The sequence below is a fragment of the Mesorhizobium sp. M1365 genome, assembly GCF_040317865.1.
Classification (GTDB): Bacteria; Pseudomonadota; Alphaproteobacteria; order Rhizobiales; family Rhizobiaceae; genus Mesorhizobium.
The window spans coordinates 12,071-29,983 of sequence record NZ_JAMYLG010000005.1 but is presented as its reverse complement, the minus strand read 5'-3'; the positions used below and the strand labels follow the sequence as shown (position 1 = coordinate 29,983).

Below are 17,913 nucleotides of genomic sequence, written 5' to 3'. Positions count from 1 at the left end.
ATTGAAACGGACTGACGCCGATGACCATCGACACCAATGAAAAGCGGTCTTTCAATCTTTCGCGCTGGGCAATCGGCCATCCGAGCATTGCCCGCTTCCTGTTCGGGCTGATCATCGTCGCCGGTGCACTCGGCCTGATGCGCATGGGCCAGAAGGAAGACCCCGATTTCACCTTCCGCGTCATGGTCGTCCAGGCGATCTGGCCAGGCTCCTCGATCAAGGAGATGGAGGACCAGGTGGTCAACAAGATCGAGCGCAAGCTGCAGGAAACGCCGCACCTCGATTTCGTCCGCTCCTACACCCGCGCCGGCAGCGCCATCATCACCTTGCAGGTCAAGGGCGACACCAATCCAGCGCAGGTCGCCGATGCTTTCTATCAGGTGCGCAAGAAGGTCGGCGATATCGCCAATGAGCTGCCGCAGGGGCTGCTCGGGCCTTACTTCAATGACGAATTCGGCGACACGTTCATCACCCTGCATTCGATCAGCGGCGACGGCTACAGCTATCCCGAGCTGAAGAAATTCGCCATCCAGGCGCGCGACATGCTGCTGACGACGCCCGGTGTCGAGAAGGCCGTGATCATCGGCGACCAGCCGGAAAAGCTCTACATCGACGTTTCATCCAAGGTGCTTGCCGAACGCGGCCTGACGTTGACCGACCTGCAGAATGCGATCCAAGGCCAGAACAATGTCGACCCGGCAGGTTCGGTCGACACCGGCCAGCGTTCGGTGCGCATTTCGGTCGAGGGCGATGTTACCAGGGCGGCCGACATCCGCGAGCTTCGCCTGCGCGCCGGCAACCAGGTGACGCGCCTCGGCGACATCGCCACCGTGACCTCCGGCCTCGAGGATCCGTACCAGCGCAAATACCGTTTCAACGGTCACGACAGCGTCCAGCTCGGCGTCGTCATGGCCAAGGGCTTCAACGTCACCGACGTCGGCAAGGACGTCGAAGCGACCTATAAGCGCTTCGAAGAGGCGCTGCCCTATGGCGTTTCGGTCGATCAGATTTCCGACCAGCCGCATGTCGTGAAGGAGGCTGTGAGCGAGTTCATGGAAGCGCTCGGCGAAGCGCTGCTGATCGTGCTTTTCGTATCGTTCCTGTCGATCGGCTGGCGCTCGGGCCTGGTGATCGCGATCGTCATTCCGCTGGTCCTGGCCGCCACGTTCGCCATCATGTACGAGCTCGGCATCGACCTGCAGCGCATTTCGCTCGGCGCGCTGATCATCGCCCTTGGCCTCCTGGTCGACGACGCGATGATCGTCGTCGAAATGATGGAGCGAAAGCTCGAGGAAGGCTTGGTCAAGGTCGAGGCGGCGAGCTTCGCCTATTCCTCGACCGCCTTCCCGATGCTGACCGGCACGCTGATCACCACGGCCGGCTTCATCCCCGTCGGTTTCGCGGCCTCGACGGCCGGCGAATATGTGCGCACCCTGTTTTACGTCGTCGGCATCGCGCTGGTCGTGTCCTGGTTCGCGGCGGTCTATTTCACGCCATGGCTCGGCCACATGATCCTGAAGCAGCGCAAGCACGCCGGCAACCATCACGATGTCTTCGACACGCGCTTCTACCGCCGTCTTCGCTCGACCGTTGCATGGGCGGTGCGCCACCGCATCATCGTCCTGGTGATGACGCTGATGACGTTTGCCACCAGCCTGTGGGCGTTCCAGTTCATCCCGCAGAATTTCTTCCCGCAATCGTCGCGCCCGGAAATCCTTGTCGACCTCTGGCTGCCGGAAGGCACCAGCATCAAGGAAGTCGAGACCCAAGCCAAGGCGCTCGAAGCCAGGATGATGGACGACAAGGACAAGCGCTTCATCGCCACCTATGTCGGCGAAGGCGCGCCGCGCTTCTTCCTGCCGCTCGACCAGCAGCTTCGCAACCCGAATTTCGCCCAGCTTCTGGTGATGGCCAATGACGAACCGGCCCGCGAGCGGCTGATTGTCAAGCTGCGCACCATCCTGGCCAATGATTTCCCATCGATCCGCGCCAAGGTCGACCGCCTGTTCCTTGGTCCGCCGACCGGCTGGCCGGTGCAGATGCGCGTCATGGGTCCGGATCGCCAGGAGGTGCGCCGCATCGCCGACGAGGTGAAGGCGAAGTTCCAGGCAAATCCGCTGCTCGGCGCCATCCACGACGACTGGCTGGAGCCGGTGCCGACGATGAAGCTGGTGATCGACCAGGATCGCGCCCGTGCGCTCGGCGTCACCTCGCAGCGCATCCGCCAGACGCTGCAGGCGGCCATGTCGGGAGCGCCGCTCGATGACTTCCGCGACGGCGAGGAGACGGTTTCGATCGTCGCCCGTGAGCCGGAGGCAAGCCGTCACCTGCTGTCGGCGGTCGACTCCGTCTACATCCCGACCGATTTCGGCGGCTCCGTGCCGCTGTCGCAGGTCGCCAAGGTGGTCCCGGTGCTGGAGCAAGGCGTCGAATGGCGGCGCGACCGCTTGCCGACCATCAGCGTACGCGCCACGCTTCCGGACGGCGTGCAGCCGAACGATGTCGCCATGAAGATGTACAGCGACATGCAGGGCCTGCGCGCCAGCCTCGCACCCGGCTACAAGATCGAGATCCAGGGCGGCGCCGAGGATGCGGCCGAAAGCCAGGCCTCGATTGCGGCGAAAGCGCCGATCATGCTGGCCGTCATCGTCGTGCTGCTGATGATCCAGCTGCAGCATTTCGGCAAGGCCATGCTGGTGCTGGCGACCGGTCCGCTCGGCATCATCGGCGCGGCGGCGGCACTTTTGATCAGCGGCGCGCCGTTCGGCTTCGTCGCCATCCTCGGTGTCATCGCCCTGCTCGGCATCATCATGCGCAACTCGATCATCCTGGTCGATCAGATCGACCAGGACATCGCCGCCGGCGTGGAGCGTTCCGAGGCCATCATCGGCTCGGCGGTGCGCCGCTTCCGGCCGATCGTGCTGACGGCGCTGACGGCGGTGCTGGCGCTGATCCCGATCTCGCGTGGCGTCTTCTGGGGGCCGCTCGCCTACGCCATGATGGGCGGCATTCTCGTCGCCACGGTGCTGACCATCCTTGTCCTGCCGGCAGCCTATGCGCTGTTCTTCGGCAGGGAGCCCAAGAAGGTGGTGGAGCAGCCGGCCGAGACGGAAGAAAAGAACGAAAGGCCGCAACTGGCCCTGGCGGCCGAATAGCGGTCGAGCGAACGTCTTCCATAGATAACCCCGCCGAGGCGGGGTTATCAGGGTCGGGTCAGGCCGCAATCAGTTCGTACGGCCGAGCATCGTTATTCATTTTCTGTATTTTGATCGGTTGCTCGTCCGCGGTAGGAACGCTCCGACGCGACAACTCATCGATTCCCGCGTCAACAGGCAGCCCCAGCTTTTCGATTGCCAAACGACGCACCAGGGCCTCAGCCGAGCTGTCAATGTCGATTTCGTTGCGCTCCCATCGGCCAATCGACTGCTTGTCACGGTGGACCATGGCGGCCAATTCAGCTTGGGTCAGACCCATTTCGGAGCGCAGGAAACGAAGCTCGTCCCCGCTCATGCCCTTGGCATGGCTTACGATCCCAAGCGCGATTACTTGATGCAGTTCATTCACAGCAGGAATCGTGATGATGTCGTCGCCATCGTCATCCACCTCAACGGCGATGCCTTCGATGTAAACGTTGAGCAGACCGCTTTCTGTGTAGTGGTGTGCGTTATTCATCAGCTTCAACTCCAATTATCGAGCCCGCTTTTCGCTCGAACTCATCGATCCACATGACCGAAATAACTTTGACGAGACATCCGTTCTTGGAAGGGATGATAACGACCCCGATGGATCGACTCCCGCTGTTCGGTGTCTTGCACTCCACGCGATAACGGAAATGACCCGGCCGGGTTGCGGGCACAGGTGGTTGGTACACATTTCCAAACTTGAGCGCATGCAGCACATCAGACATGATCAAGCCGCGTTCGGAAAGCCGATCCTGCGCATGCAGCTTGTACGAGATGTTTAGTTTCAGATTTCTCGCGATAGATCTTATTTCAATCGTCGCACGGCCGGCATCCCAAGGTTGCGTGATCGTCACAAATCCCCCTTCTATGGCATTCCTTCCGGTGCATCATCTATCATGGTGATACCTTACATAAGTGCTGAACGTCAATAAACAAGCGGCATGCCATTGACGCCCGTTGGGTGGTGACAAATTCGCTACCGAACACAGGACGACACCGCTATTAAGACTAGCGCGTGGTTGGAGGACAGTCATGACCATAGCTCAGACAAAGGCACCGCTGCGGCTGCCGATCGACGGGCGCCATCGCCGGATGTTCATCGGCGGCGGCTGGGTCGATGCCCGCTCCGGTCGGACCACGGAGAGCCGCAATCCCGCCACCGGCGCGGTCATCGCCACGGTGCCGCGCGCCGACCGCCAGGACATCGACTTGGCGGTGACTGCTGCGCGCAAGGCGTTCGAGGGCCCGTGGAGCCGGTTCAAGCCTTACGAGCGGCAGGTGCTGCTGCTGAGGATCGCCGACCTCTTCGAAAAGCACTGGGAAGAGATCAGCCGCTCCGACACCACCGACATGGGCATGCCGATCATACGCACCCGCGCCAATCGCAACCGGGTCATCGGCATGCTGCGCTACTATGCCGGCGTGGCGACGGCGCTGCACGGCGAGACGATCGACAACTCGCTGCCCGGCGAAATCGTCTCTTTCACCCGCAAGGAGCCGGTCGGCGTCGTCGGCGCCATCATTCCCTGGAACGCGCCAACGGCGGCGTCGATCTGGAAGATCGGCCCGGCGCTGGCGACCGGCTGCACCATCGTGCTGAAACCATCGGAAGAGGCGCCGCTGACGCCGCTTTTGATCGCCGACATCATGAACGAGGCCGGCGTTCCGGAAGGCGTCGTCAACATCGTCACCGGCACCGGCACCGAGGCAGGTGCCGCACTCGCCGAGCATATGGGCGTCGACAAGATCGTCTTCACCGGCTCGACGGCGACCGGCCAGTCGATCGTGCGGGCCTCGGCCGGCAACCTCAAGCGCGTCTCGCTGGAGCTCGGCGGCAAGTCGCCGGTCATCGTCTGCGCCGATGCCGATCTCGACAAGGCGGTGCCGGTGGCGGCGATGTCGGTGTTCGCCAATTCCGGCCAGATCTGCATCGCCGGTTCGCGCCTTTTCGTCGAACGCGCCGTCCATGACGAGTTCGTCGAGCGGCTCGCGGCATACGCCAAGGGTCTCAGGGTCGGCGACGGCATCGACCCGGCGACCGAGATCGGTCCGCTCGTCTCCGAAAAGCAGCTGCAACGGGTCACCGGTTACCTCGAGGCCGGCACCGCGGAAGGGGCGAAACTCGTCACCGGAGGCACCCGGCTTGTGGAAGGCGCGCTTGGCGCCGGCAATTTCGTCGCGCCGACTGTCTTTGCCGGCGTCTCGGACGACATGAAGATCGCCCGTGAGGAGATCTTCGGGCCGGTGATTTCAGCCTTGCCGTTCGATACGCTGGACGAGGCGGTCGAGCGGGCCAACAACACGCCTTACGGCCTGGCTGCAGGGGTCTTCACCCAAAATCTCGCCACCGCCCACCAGCTGTCGCGCAAGATCCGCGCCGGCTCGGTCTGGGTCAATACCTATCACGCCATCGATCCGGCCGTGCCCTTCGGCGGCTACAAGATGAGCGGCTACGGCCGCGAGGGCGGCGCCGAGCACCTCGCCGAATATCTCAACACCAAGGGCGTGTTCATCAAGATCGATTGATTTGTCCGCCGCCCGCACAAAAAATGCTCCCCGACGCCGGTTTTGCAAAACAGAATTCCTTCCCATGGCCGCAAAGCCATCCCATGCTCGAGCAATTGGAGCGTTACGCTCGTCGTCATCGGTGCGTTTTTCCATGGCAGAAAATCGACAATTGCGGCTTGGCGCTTTCATGCGGCCCGTCAGCCTTCATACCGGCGCCTGGCGCTACCCGGGCGCCTATCCCGACGCCAACTTCAATTTCGCGCATCTCAAGCACTTCGCGCAAAGGCTGGAAGCGGCAAAGTTCGACGCCTTCTTCATGGCCGACCACCTGGCCGTGCTCAACATGCCGATCGAGGCGCTGCGGCGCAGCCACACGGTCACGTCCTTCGAGCCGTTCACGCTGTTGTCGGCGCTTGCCGCCGTCACCGATCGTATCGGGCTGATCGCAACCGCCTCGACGACGTTCGACGCGCCGTACCACATCGCCCGTCGTTTCGCCTCTCTCGACCATATCAGCGGCGGGCGCGCCGGCTGGAATATCGTCACCACATCCAATCCCGACGCCGCGCTGAATTTCGGCCTCGACGAGCATGTCGAGCACGACGAGCGCTATCGCCGGGCGCGGGAGTTTTACGATGTCGTCACCGGCCTGTGGGACAGTTTTGCCGACGATGCCTTCATCCGCGACGCCGAAAGCGGGCTCTATTTCGATCCGGCGAAGCTGCATGTGCTCGACCATAAGGGCGAATATCTTTCGGTGCGGGGACCGCTCAATATCGCGCGGCCGGTGCAGGGCTGGCCGGTCATCGTGCAGGCCGGCGCGTCGGAGGCCGGACGGCAGCTCGCGGCGGAAACGGCCGAGGTGATCTTCGCCGCCCATGCCGATCTCGCCTCGGGGCAGCGCTTCTTTGCCGACGTCAAGGGACGTGCGCAAAAACTTGGCCGGTCGCGCGACGACATCAAGATCCTGCCCGGCGCCTTCGTCATTGTCGGCGAGACCGTCGAGGAGGCGCAGACGAAGCGGGCCAAGCTCGACAGCCTCGTCTACTACGAGAGCGGCGTCGCCTCGCTGTCGATCGCGCTCGGCCACGACGCGTCGCGGTTCGATCCGGATTCAGTCTTGCCCGAAATCCCGGAAAGCAACGCCAGCAAGAGCGGCCGCGAGCGCGTCATCGAACTGGCGCGCAAGGAAAACCTGACCGTCAGGCAGCTTGCGCAGCGGCTGGGCGGCTATTCCGGTCTTGCCTTCGTCGGCACTTCGAAAACCATCGCCGACGAGATGGAGGAATGGCTGGTCACCGAAGGCTCGGACGGGTTCAACGTCATGTTCCCCTATCTTCCCGCCGGATTGGATGACTTCGTCGAGAAAATCGTGCCCGAATTGCAGCGGCGCGGCATTTTCAGGAGCGAATACGAAGGATCGACCCTGCGCGAAAATCTTGGCCTGAAGCGGCCGCCAAACCGGTTCTTCCAACCTGAGACGGCAGCGATCCGCAAAGCTGGCTAGAACCGGTAATGATTTTAGACCGTGGCAAGCATCCGTTCTTTTCGTTCGGCCCGAATGTCCATAGGGTCAGCAGCGGGCTGGCAGCCCGAAATCATCGCGAGGGCTTTGCATCATGACCAATCCGGCCGTTGTCGGTTTCTCAGGCAATTTCACCCGGCCGTCCAAGACGCGCGGCTTCGTCGATCGTATCGTGAACGAGGTAGCCGGCAGATATGGCCTGGCCGCCAGCACGCATGACGTCGTCGACCTCGGCCCCAGCCTCGGTGGCGCCAAATGGGCGCGTGAACTGGATGCGCAAGCGGGCGATATCCTCAAGCGCGTCGTCGCGGCGGACGTGCTCGTCGTTGGCTCGCCCACCTACAAGGGCAGCTATACCGGCCTGTTCAAACACTTCTTCGATCTTGTCGACCCAACGGCGCTCAGGGGCAAGCCGGTGGTGCTGCTGGCGACCGGCGGCGGCGACCGGCATGCGCTGATCATCGAGCACCAGCTGAGACCGCTGTTCGGCTTCTTCGAGGCCTTTACGCTGCCGACCGCGATCTACGCTTCGGACAGGGATTTCATCGACGGCGTGCTTGCGTCCGAGACGATCCAGGCGCGCGTCGGACAGGTCCTCGAGGATATCGGTGCAGCGCTTGGCGGTCGCTCCCGCGCCGGCACCGCTGCCGAATAGCCCCTAAAAAGAAAAACCCGCCTCAGCGGCGGGTCTCGGGGCGAATCAGCACCATGCCACAATTAGTAGCATAGCTGCCGGCACAAAGCAAGAACAAAATGCAGGAATCGAGCGCGCCTTGCGTGCCCGATCCCTCAACGCAGCCGTCAGATGACGAACAGCCAGTTGGCGAGCAGCATCACCACGACGCCGGCGACCAGCGTCAGATAGGGCAGCATCCCCGCCTTTTTCACCGCAAGGTCGGACGAGCTCATGCCGAGATCGGCCAGCATGTGGTCGGGGAATTTGCCCTTGTCCTGGATGTAGTGCCGGAAGCAGAACACCGGGATGATCAAGGCTGCCGTGATCAGCCCGGCCCACAATGCCATCGGGTTCCAGACCTTGGCGCCGGCGCCCATGAAGACCGCGTTGACGTAGGCAAAGATGGCGCCGAGGCCGAGCAGCCAGCTCGGCGCCCTCCATGGCCGCGCGATGTGGCCATTGTCGATGCGGTGGATCCAGCCGGCATTGAGGTTAAGGAAGTTGAAGATGATGTAGCCGCAATTCGACACGGCGAGGATGAAGAAGAAGCTTGTTGCGTCGGCCGAGGCGATGGCCAGCACGATCAGGTTGAAGATCAGGTCGGTCCACATCGCCCGCGTCGGGGCGCCGTGCTCGTTGACATGGCTGAGATAGCGCGGCAGCCAGCCGTCGACCGAGCCTTGATAGAGCGTGCGCGAGGAGCCGGCCATCGCCGTCATGATGCAGAGCACCAGCGCCAGGATCATCAGCATCACCAGCAGGCTGTGGATCAGCTGTCCGCCGCCGACCATACCGGCCAGCGCATCGGCAACGCCGGAGCCGTCGACGATCGGCGTCGCCAGCATGCCGTTCAAGCCGAGCACGCCCTGGAAGGTGAACGGCACCAGGATGAACAGCAGCATGCACAACAGGCCGGAATAGAAGATCGCCTTGAAGGTATCGGTGCCCGGGTTTTTGAACTCGGAGGTGTAGCAGACCGCGGTCTCGAAGCCGTAGGTCGACCACGCCGCGATGAACATGCCGCCGAGCACCAGCGTCCAGCCGGCGATGTTCCACGCGCCGGGCTCCGGCGCATAGGCTGCCGCGAGCGGCACCAGCGGCGAGAAGTTTGCCCAGTTGATCTGGCCGGTGACGATCGGCACCACGCCGACGATCAGCATCGGGATGATGACCAGCAGGCCGATATATTTCTGCACGTTGGCCGTGCCCAGGATGCCGCGATGCTGGATCGAGAAGATGATCAGCATCAGCACCGCGCCGATGAAGAAGGTGGCGTTGAAGGTGAAGGAAACCGGGCCAAGCGTGTGACCGTAGAGCGTCCAGTTACGGATCGCCGGCGTCGCCGCCGCGGTGACCGCGGTGATGGCGTCGGCGGCGCTGGTTCCGGCATGGGCCGCGATATAGGCGGCGACCTCCGGCGACGTGTCGGTGAACAGCGGCACCGGCGCCAGTGCGTTGAGGATATAGGCGGCGGCGATCGAGCAGCCGAGCGACAGCACCGGCGACCAGGCGAACCAGTTGCACCACACCGAAAGCGGCGCGATGAATTTCGAATAGCGCAGCCACGCGGTGGCGCCGTAGACCGAGGCGCCGCCGGATTTGTTCGGGAACAGCCCGGCGATCTCCGCATAGGTGAAGGACTGCAGGAAGCCCATGACCATGGATACGGCCCAGATCAGGAAGGCCAGTGTTCCGGTGGTGCCGGCGATGCCGCCGATCGAAAACAAGACAAGGGCCGGAACGCCGCTTGCCACCCAGAAGGCGCCGCGCCAATCGATGTTCCGGTGCAGCTGCCCTTCGGCAGGCGGCACCAAGGTGGTGACTATCGTGCTCATTTACGTGGATTCCCCATTTTTGATGTTCCCATCGGCAACAGCCGCAATCTCGCGAGGCGTCATCGACGCTCACGTTGAACGGCCTCAGGCGTTTTCCGCTCAGTAGTATTTTTTTCTTAGCAGTGAAGATTGACCCAAGGCGCTTTCACGTCAAGTGGTTTGTGACGCTGTGCACATTGCGTTTGTGAAACAGTCGAGCTTCGCTGGCGCTGCCAACGGGTGCGGTCTTTCCTTCTCCCCTTCTTGTGGGAGAAGGTGGCCGAGCGAAGCTCGGTCGGATGAGGGGTGTTCCAGATTGGCAAAACCGCACTTCGTCCAGCACCCTCAACCGTCTCGGCGCTGCGTGCCAATCCACCTTCTCCCACAAGGGAGAAGGGAAGAACCAGGCAGCGTCGGTCAGGAGCGCGGCCTGGTCTTTTGCGGGTCGTAATGGGCGAAGGCGACGACGCGCGCCGGCAGCCGCTTGCTGTGACCATCGAGCTTGCCTATCTCGACCTCGGTGCCGATCGCCGAATGCGTGACGTCGAGCCTGGCCAACGCGATGGTCTTGTTCAGCACCGGCGAACGCATGCCGGAGGTGACGACGCCGATCTGCGCCCGGCCGATATGCACGCAATCGCCGTGGCCGACGGCGACATTGGCGTCGACGTCGAGGCCGACCAGCTTCTTCTGCGGGTTTTCCTTGCGCCGGATCAGTGCCTCGCGGCCGATGAAATCGTCGCTCTTGGTCTTCAGCGGTACGGTGAAGCCGATGCCGGCCTCGAACGGATCCGTCCGGTCGGAAAACTCGTGAGCAGCAAAGATCAGCCCGGCCTCGATGCGCACCATATCGAGCGCCTGCAGCCCCATCGGCTTCAGGCCGTGCGGTTGGCCGGCCTGCCAGATCGCGTCGAACACCTTTTCGGCGTCGCGCGGATGGCACCAGATCTCGTAGCCGAGCTCGCCGGTGTAACCGGTGCGCGAGACAACGACCGGAATGCCGTTGCCGCCGCCGACGCGGGCGACGGCGAAACGGAACCATTCGAGTTCGTCGAACGACGGCTGCAGCGGCGAGGTCCAGATGATCTGCCGCAGGACGTCGCGGCTTTTCGGTCCCTGCACGGCAACATTGTGCATCTGGTCGGTCGAGGAGCGCACCAGCACGGTGAGGCCGAGTTTTTGCGCCGTTTCCCGCAGCCATTGGCCGGATAGATCGTCGCCGCCGACCCAGCGGAAATTATCCTTGCCGAGCCTGAGCAGCGTGCCGTCGTCGATCATGCCGCCATGCTCGTAGCACATGGCGGAATAGACGACCTGGCCGACGCCGAGCTTCTTGATGTCGCGGGTCAGCGTGTATTGCAGCAGCGCCTCGGAGTCCGGCCCGGTGACCTCGAACTTGCGCAGCGGCGACAGGTCCATGATCACGGCGTCCTGCCGGCAGGCCCAGTATTCATCGATCGGGCCTTGCCTGGCGAAGGAATTGGCGAGCCAATAGCCCTTGTACTCGACGAAGTTGCGGGTGTGCTTGGCAAAGCTCGAATGAAAGGCGGTCTCGCGGGTCATTTTCGGTTCCGAATCGGGCGTCATGCGTCTGGCGATCGCTCGCGAGAATTTGTGCTGGCCGGGATAGGTTCGCACATGGATGTCGGTCAGGTTCCAGCCATTGGCCGGCGTCGTATCGTCGGGGCAGGCGGACGAGACGCAGACGATGTCCGTGAGCGCCTTGAGTAGCACATAGTCGCCCGGCCGCGACCACGGCTCGTCCGATACCACGACGCCATGCGCGTCGATGGCCGTGTTGAAGAAGAAGTTGATCGCCATCCAGCCGGCGCGAGGCGTGACACCCTTGTCGGCCAGCGCGCGGTTGAAATTCTCCGAGCAGTTGGGATGGCCGGGATAACCGATGTCGTCGTAATATTTGGCCGCGCAGGCGAGCGCGAATGCATCGTGGCGGCCGCAAGTGTCCTGCACAACCTCGACCAGCGGCTCCATGTCCTGGTCGTAGTATTTTGAGTGCAGACCGGGCATCGGATAGCTCGAACCCATCAGCGTGCGCGTCGTCGTCACGTCGAGCGGATGATCGCGGCCCTTGTCCAGCTTGCGCGCCGAAAAGCACTGGAAGTCGGTGCATTGGCGCCCGTCGACATCGATGATCTGCAGATAGTCGCCCGCCTTGACGAAGTAGGCCTCCGCCGTCGCCGAATGGACGCGCAGGTCGAGCACGGGATCGGCCAGCGGGTCGACAAGCCTGGATTTCGCTGCCGGGCGGATGGTGGCGCGGCGGACGATGACGCTAAGCGGCGTCGCCGTATCGTGGCCGTCGACCAGCATCGGCCCGCCGGGCGCGGCAATCAGCATCGACCCATCGCGGGCGACGGTAAAAGCCTGTTCGGTACCGGCAGGGGTGGCGCCGCCGAAAACGCGAACCGCCTTCGCCTGGTCGAGCTGCACCTGGCGCCGCTCGAGCCCCCGGCGCAAGGATGCGAGGCTGTCGTCGCCTTCGGCCAGCAGCGCCTTGATGCCGGCGGCATTGCTGTTCGATTTCTGGCCGAGAATGCCGGGATCGGTCGCGTCGCTGCTGTCCCATGCCAGCAGCTCGCAGGCCTGCCCGCCCTCGACATCGCGCACGGTGACAATGTCGCCGGCCTCGACCTCGATCAGCACCGCGCCATTGCCCTGAACCGAGTAGCGCTCCATCCCGGCCGGCAGCGTAATCTGGCCTGGCCGCAGGATCAGGCTCGGCCGGGGCGGTCCGGCGACGACGGCGGGGTAGGGCGACTGGCTCATCTCAACCTTGGTTTCGAGAAACAAGTTTGCCTGTGTGTGAAATTATTTTAGCGGGAAGAATAGCAGGGGGATCGGATTTGGCAAGGTGAAGGTGGCACAAGCTCCCCCTTCTCCCCTTGTGGGAGAAGGTGTCGCCGAAGGCGACGGATGAGGGGTGTTCCAGGGCACGCCAGCCTCTCACTCCGCTGGAACACCCCTCATCCGTCTCGGCGCTGCGCGCCGATCCACCTTCTCCCACAAGGGGAGAAGGGAAGGTGGCGCACAATCCTACCCCAATTCCTCGGAATGCCCGATCTCGACGCCATACTCGGCGGCAGTGTCCAGCATCGTATGCGACAGGCTTTCCGCGAAGGTGGCGAACACCAGAAGATTGAACACCGCCTGTCCGTCCGGCCGGTCATTGGCGCGCCAGAGATTGATGCTGGTGTGATCGAGCGAGGTCGCCGCAGCGGTGCCGGCCGGGAACACCGCGGGGTGCAGGTCTAGCGACGACAGGTTGGCCAGCATCGCGCGCGCCTTTTCTCCGGAAACGCTGATCAGCGCGCGGGCATGCGACTGGTCGGACAACGAGGCGGATTGCGCAAACGCCTGGCTCAGCGGTTCGCTTGCGTGCTTGCCGCCATTGGACAGGACCAGGAACTGATCCGGTCCCGACCAGATCAGCGTAGCGTCGGGAGTTCGGGTCGCCTTGGGCGTTTCCGGGGCGGCAACGCCGAAGCGGGTTTCGGCGGCCTTCGCCAGTTCTGCCGCTTTGCCGCGCCGCGCCATCACCTGGATCAGGTCAAAATTGCGGATCTCGGTGAGCGATACGCCGGCCGCCGTGCCGCGCGCGCCATACGCGCCGACAACAAGCGCTTTCTCCAGCGGACTGCGGGCAATCCAGGAAAACTCAGCCACGCTGGCGCCCTCCATCCGGATCGTAGAAGACCGGGCTGCACAGCTCGACGTCGTAGTCTTCGCCGCGGAGCGGGTCATGCGCATGGACGATCTCGCCAATGCGCTCGCGGCCACGCTCAACAAGCGCCAGCCCGATCCACTGGTCGAGCATGGGCGAGAAGCAGACCGAAGTGACATAGCCCTGGTCGTTGCCGGGACCGGGCGTCTCGCCCTTCGGGATAATATGCGCGCCGGAACGCAGGCGGCGCGTCTTGTCGACCGGCTTGATGCCGACCACGACCTGCCGGTCTGGGGCAATCAGCGCCTCGCGCCCGGCCATGACGCGGCCGATGAAATCTTTTTTGGTCGACATCATCTTGCCGAGGCCGAGGTCGGCGGCGGTCGTCGTGCCGTTCAACTCCGGGCCGGCGACATGGCCCTTTTCGATGCGCATGACGCCGAGCGCCTCGGTACCGTAGGGCGTAACGCCGAACGGCTTGCCGGCCAGCATCAAATTGCGCAACAGCGCCTCGCCATAGCGGGCGGGAACCGAAATTTCGAACGCCATTTCGCCCGAAAACGAGATGCGGAACAGCCGCGCCTTGATGCCACCGCGAAGCGCGACTTCCCGCGCCCCCATGAAGGGAAAGCCCTCGTTCGACAAATCCTCCGCCGGATCGACGATTTCCCGAAGCAGGTCCCGGGTCTTCGGCCCGGCGATCGAGAACTGCGCCCATTGATCGGAGACGGATGTCAGCTGCACGTCGAATTCGGGGAACAGCACCTGCCGGCAGAATTCGAGATGCTGCATCACCAGCCCGGCCTTGGCGGTGGTGGTGGTCAGGAAATAGTGGTCCTCGGCCAGCCGCGACGTCGTGCCGTCGTCATAGACGATGCCGTCCTCGCGCAGCATCAGCCCGTAGCGGGCTTTGCCGACGGCGAGACTGGAGAAGGTGTTGATGTAGACGCGGTCGAGAAAGGCGCCGGCATCCGGGCCGTGCACGTCGATCTTGCCGAGCGTCGAGACATCGCAGAAGCCCACGCCGGAGCGCACCGCCTTGACCTCGCGGGTGACCGATTCCAGCCAGTCCTTTTCGCCGGCGCGCGGATACCATTGCGCGCGCTTCCACAGGCCGGTGTCGACGAACACCGCGCCCTGTTCGGCTGCCCAGTGATGCGACGGCGTCAGCCTCGTCGCATGGAAGTCTTCGTCGCGATGATGGCCGGCGAAGGCGCCGATGGCGACCGGCACATAGGGCGGGCGGTAGATCGTCGTGCCGGTTTCGGGGATCGATTTGCCGCTGATTGCCGCCATGATGGCGAGACCGGCGACGTTCGAGGTCTTGCCCTGGTCGGTGGCCATGCCGAGCGTCGTATAGCGCTTGAGATGCTCGACCGATTCGAAACCTTCGCGCTGCGCCAGCTCGATGTCGGACGCGGTCACGTCATGCTGGTAATCGACGAAGGCTTTCCCTTTGCCGGCCACATACCAAAGCGGCGTCAGCGAAAACGCCTCGCTGTCGGCGACCGGCGATGTGCCGGCATTGCCGCCGCGTCCAGCACTCTGCGCTGCCGCAGCACCCGCGGCAAAGCCCTGGCGCAGGCAGTCGCCCAGCCCGAAGGCGCCGTTGGCGGCGCCGACGGCCATCATGCCGGGCGGCGCACCATCCGGCACGAAGGCTGCGATATCGTCCTGCCATTTCGGCCGGCCGCGATGATAGGAGGTCAGCCCGACCGCCGGATTCCAGCCGCCGGACACGGCAAGCCCGTCGGCTTCGACTTCCGCCCGTGCGCCGCCGGTCAGCGCCACCACGATTTTCCGGACCCCGTCCTTGCCGCCTTCGACCCCGCTGACCGAGCCGTTGAGCACGGCAAAGCCGCCCTTGGCGGCAAGCGCGCGATGCGCGGCGGAGACGTCCGGGCGCGCATCGACGACCGCCGCGATCTGCAAACCGGCGCCAAGCGCGGTCTCGACCGTGCGCCAGCCATCCTCATTGTTGGTGAACAGCGCGATCCTCCTGGCAGGGGTAACCGCGTAGCGCGCGACATAGGTCCGCATCGCCGAAGCCATCATCACGCCCGGCGTGTCGTTACCGGCAAAGACGATCGGCCGCTCGATGGCGCCGGCGGCGACGACGCAGCGCTTCGCCACGATCCGCCACAGCCGCTGGCGCACCTGGTGCTCGGGCGGCGACGGCAGGTGGTCGTTGACCCGCTCGATCGCGCCATAGGTGCCGCCATCATAGACGCCGAACAATGTCGTGCGGGTCATGATGCGGACATCGGGCAGTGTGGCGAGTTCGGCCAGCGTGCGCGTAATCCATTCGGCCGCCGGCGCGCCGTCGATCATGCCGCCGTCGGCGAGCAGGCGGCCGCCAAGCGCAAAATCTTCCTCGCACAGGATGACGCGGGCGCCGCCGCGCCCGGCCGCCAATGCCGCCGCAAGCCCGGCCGGGCCGGAGCCGGCAATCAGCACGTCGCAATGCGCCCACGCCTTGTCGTAATGGTCGGGATCGGCGACGCCTGCAGCGCGGCCGAGGCCGGCGGCGCGGCGAATCGTTGGCTCGTAGATCGTTTCCCAGAATTTCGCCGGCCACATGAAGGTCTTGTAGTAGAAGCCGGCGACGAAGATCGGCGCGAACAGCTGGTTGACCGCCATCAGATCGTGGCGCAGCGACGGCCAGCGGTTCTGGCTGGCGGCTTCGAGCCCGTCATAGAGTTCGGCCGTGGTCGCCTTGGTGTTCGGCTCGCGCCGCGCTCCGCTGCGCAGTTCGACCAGCGCGTTGGGCTCCTCCGAACCAGCGGTCAGGATGCCGCGCGGCCGGTGGTATTTGAACGAGCGGCCGACCAGCTTGACGCCATTGGCGATCAGCGCCGAGGCCAGCGTGTCGCCTTGGAAGCCGGCAAAGCTCTTGCCGTCGAAGTGGAAGGCCAGCGGCGCGGCGCGATCGATGAGACCGCCGCTCTCCAGCCGGTGTGTTTGCGCGGGGCCAACCATCAGGCCCCAACCTCGGCGGCACCAACGCCTGCAGCCGGTTCGACCGCCGAAATCTCATGCGTCAGCGTGTTGCGGGCGACCTTCAGCCAGGCCCGGCAGCCGCCGCCATGGTACCAGTATTCGCTCATCGGCCCGGCGATGTTGTCGCGTAGATAGACGTAGTCGAAGACCTCGTCTTCGGTGGCGCCGGCCGCCGGACGCGTCGGCTTGGCGTCGCCCAGATAGGTGAACTCGCCGAGTTCGCGTTCGCCGCAGAAGGGACAGACAATGCGCATGCTTCTTCAGCCAGCCTTTAATGCAGGTTCGGTTGGGCGCCTTGGCCCTTTTCGTCGATCATCGCACCTCGCCGGAAGCGGTCGAGACGAAAGCGGGCAGCCTCCTTGTGCGGCTCGTCGCGCGCCAGCAGATGGGCAAAGACCAGGCCGGAGCCGGGCGTCGCCTTGAAGCCGCCATAGCACCAGCCGGCGTTGAGATAGAGCCCGTTGACCGGTGTTTTGTCGATGATCGGCGAGCCGTCCATCGACATGTCCATGATGCCGCCCCACTGACGCAGCAGCCGTATCCGGCCGATCATCGGCATCAGCGCCATTCCGCCCTCGCACACGTCTTCCATGACAGGCAGATTGCCGCGCTGGGCATAGGAATTGTAACCGTCTATGTCGCCGCCGAAGACCAGGCCGCCCTTGTCGGACTGGCTGACGTAGAAATGCCCGGCGCCGAACGTCATGACGTTGGTGATCAGCGGCTTGATCGCCTCGGAGACGAAGGCCTGCAGCACATGGCTTTCGATCGGCAGCCGCATGCCGGCCATCGCCGCGACGCGCGACGAGGAGCCGGCGACCGCCATGCCGACCTTGGCCGCGCCGATCCTGCCGCGGCTCGTCTCGACGCCGGTCACCTTGCCGCTGCCATCGCGGACAAAACCGGTCACCTCGCAGTTCTGGATGATGTCGACGCCGAGCGCGCTCGCCGCATGCGCATAGCCCCAGACCACGGCGTCGTGCCGCGCCGTGCCGCCGCGCCGCTGCAAAAGCCCGCCCTGCACCGGGAAACGTGCGTTGTCGAAGTTCAGGAACGGCATCATCTTCCTGACCGCCGTCAGATCGAGCAGTTCGGCATCGATGCCGTTGATGCGCATGGTGTTGCCGCGCCGCGCATAGGCATCGCGCTGCGCGTCGGAATGGTAGAGGTTGATGACACCGCGCTGGCTGACCATGGTGTTGTAGTTGAGGTCCTGCTCCATCCGCTCCCACAGCTTCATCGACAGCTCGTAGAAGCCGGTATTGCCGGGCAGCCCGTAATTGGAGCGGATGATGGTTGTGTTGCGGCCGGCATTGCCGGAGCCGATCCAGCCTTTTTCCAGCACGGCGACATTCCTGATGCCGTATTCGCTGGCGAGGAACCATGCCGTCGCCAGGCCATGGCCGCCGCCGCCGATGATCACCACGTCGTAGTGGCTCTTCGGGCTGGCGTCGCGCCAGGTGCGCTGCCAGTTCTTATGGCCGGAAAATGCCGCCCGGGCGAGGGAGAAGATCGAGTATTTCATG

General features: G+C 64.0%; 12 protein-coding genes. 4 read left to right on the top strand and 8 right to left on the bottom strand.

The features are described 5' to 3' along the window. Positions 1–20 precede the first annotated feature (20 nt). Complete coding sequence (locus tag NKH04_RS07895; RefSeq protein ID WP_352472294.1) at positions 21–3,155, top strand: efflux RND transporter permease subunit; 3,135 nt, start codon at positions 21–23, stop codon at positions 3,153–3,155. 58 nt (positions 3,156–3,213) lie between these two features. On the opposite strand, the gene NKH04_RS07890 is transcribed toward NKH04_RS07895, so the two are convergent. Both NKH04_RS07890 and NKH04_RS07885 read right to left on the bottom strand, forming a co-directional pair. Beyond that, a complete protein-coding gene (locus NKH04_RS07890) occupies positions 3,214–3,672 on the bottom strand; it encodes a helix-turn-helix domain-containing protein (RefSeq protein WP_352455217.1) in 459 nt (152 codons plus the stop codon). Beyond that, complete coding sequence (locus NKH04_RS07885) at positions 3,665–4,036, bottom strand: DUF4258 domain-containing protein (RefSeq protein ID WP_352472295.1); 372 nt, start codon at positions 4,034–4,036, stop codon at positions 3,665–3,667. Before NKH04_RS07885 ends, NKH04_RS07890 begins: the two co-directional genes overlap by 8 nt. A gap of 178 nt (positions 4,037–4,214) precedes the next feature. Here NKH04_RS07885 and NKH04_RS07880 point away from each other — a divergent pair, with 178 nt between their 5' ends. The 3 genes from NKH04_RS07880 to msuE all read left to right on the top strand — a co-directional run bounded on the left by NKH04_RS07880 (position 4,215) and on the right by msuE (position 7,870). Continuing rightward, positions 4,215–5,708, top strand: coding sequence for an aldehyde dehydrogenase family protein (locus NKH04_RS07880; RefSeq protein ID WP_353044191.1), 1,494 nt, complete (start codon positions 4,215–4,217; stop codon positions 5,706–5,708). Between the two features lie 133 nt (positions 5,709–5,841). Continuing rightward, positions 5,842–7,197: an LLM class flavin-dependent oxidoreductase gene (locus NKH04_RS07875; RefSeq protein ID WP_352502051.1), complete on the top strand. Its 1,356-nt coding sequence runs from the start codon at positions 5,842–5,844 to the stop codon at positions 7,195–7,197. A gap of 112 nt (positions 7,198–7,309) precedes the next feature. Next, complete coding sequence (gene msuE, locus NKH04_RS07870; RefSeq protein ID WP_352455213.1) at positions 7,310–7,870, top strand: FMN reductase; 561 nt, start codon at positions 7,310–7,312, stop codon at positions 7,868–7,870. 146 nt (positions 7,871–8,016) lie between these two features. Here the strand turns inward: msuE and NKH04_RS07865 are convergent, their stop codons facing one another. From NKH04_RS07865 to NKH04_RS07840, 6 genes are all read right to left on the bottom strand, one after another. After that, positions 8,017–9,726, bottom strand: coding sequence for a trimethylamine N-oxide permease (locus NKH04_RS07865; protein WP_352542214.1), 1,710 nt, complete (start codon positions 9,724–9,726; stop codon positions 8,017–8,019). A gap of 396 nt (positions 9,727–10,122) precedes the next feature. Beyond that, a complete protein-coding gene (locus NKH04_RS07860) occupies positions 10,123–12,492 on the bottom strand; it encodes a trimethylamine N-oxide demethylase (RefSeq protein ID WP_353044190.1) in 2,370 nt (789 codons plus the stop codon). A 267-nt stretch (positions 12,493–12,759) separates the two neighbouring features. Continuing rightward, entirely contained in the window at positions 12,760–13,389 is a 630-nt protein-coding gene (locus tag NKH04_RS07855; protein ID WP_353044189.1) for a sarcosine oxidase subunit gamma, read from the bottom strand. Next, on the bottom strand, positions 13,382–16,366 hold the full coding sequence (locus tag NKH04_RS07850) for a sarcosine oxidase subunit alpha (RefSeq protein ID WP_352612289.1): 2,985 nt from the start codon (positions 16,364–16,366) through the stop codon (positions 13,382–13,384). The genes NKH04_RS07855 and NKH04_RS07850 overlap by 8 nt, the downstream gene beginning before the upstream one ends. Then, positions 16,366–16,641, bottom strand: coding sequence for a sarcosine oxidase subunit delta (locus NKH04_RS07845; RefSeq protein ID WP_352455208.1), 276 nt, complete (start codon positions 16,639–16,641; stop codon positions 16,366–16,368). Before NKH04_RS07845 ends, NKH04_RS07850 begins: the two co-directional genes overlap by 1 nt. 17 nt (positions 16,642–16,658) lie before the next feature. Next, entirely contained in the window at positions 16,659–17,912 is a 1,254-nt protein-coding gene (locus NKH04_RS07840) for a sarcosine oxidase subunit beta family protein (protein ID WP_353044188.1), read from the bottom strand. Position 17,913 lies beyond the last annotated feature (1 nt).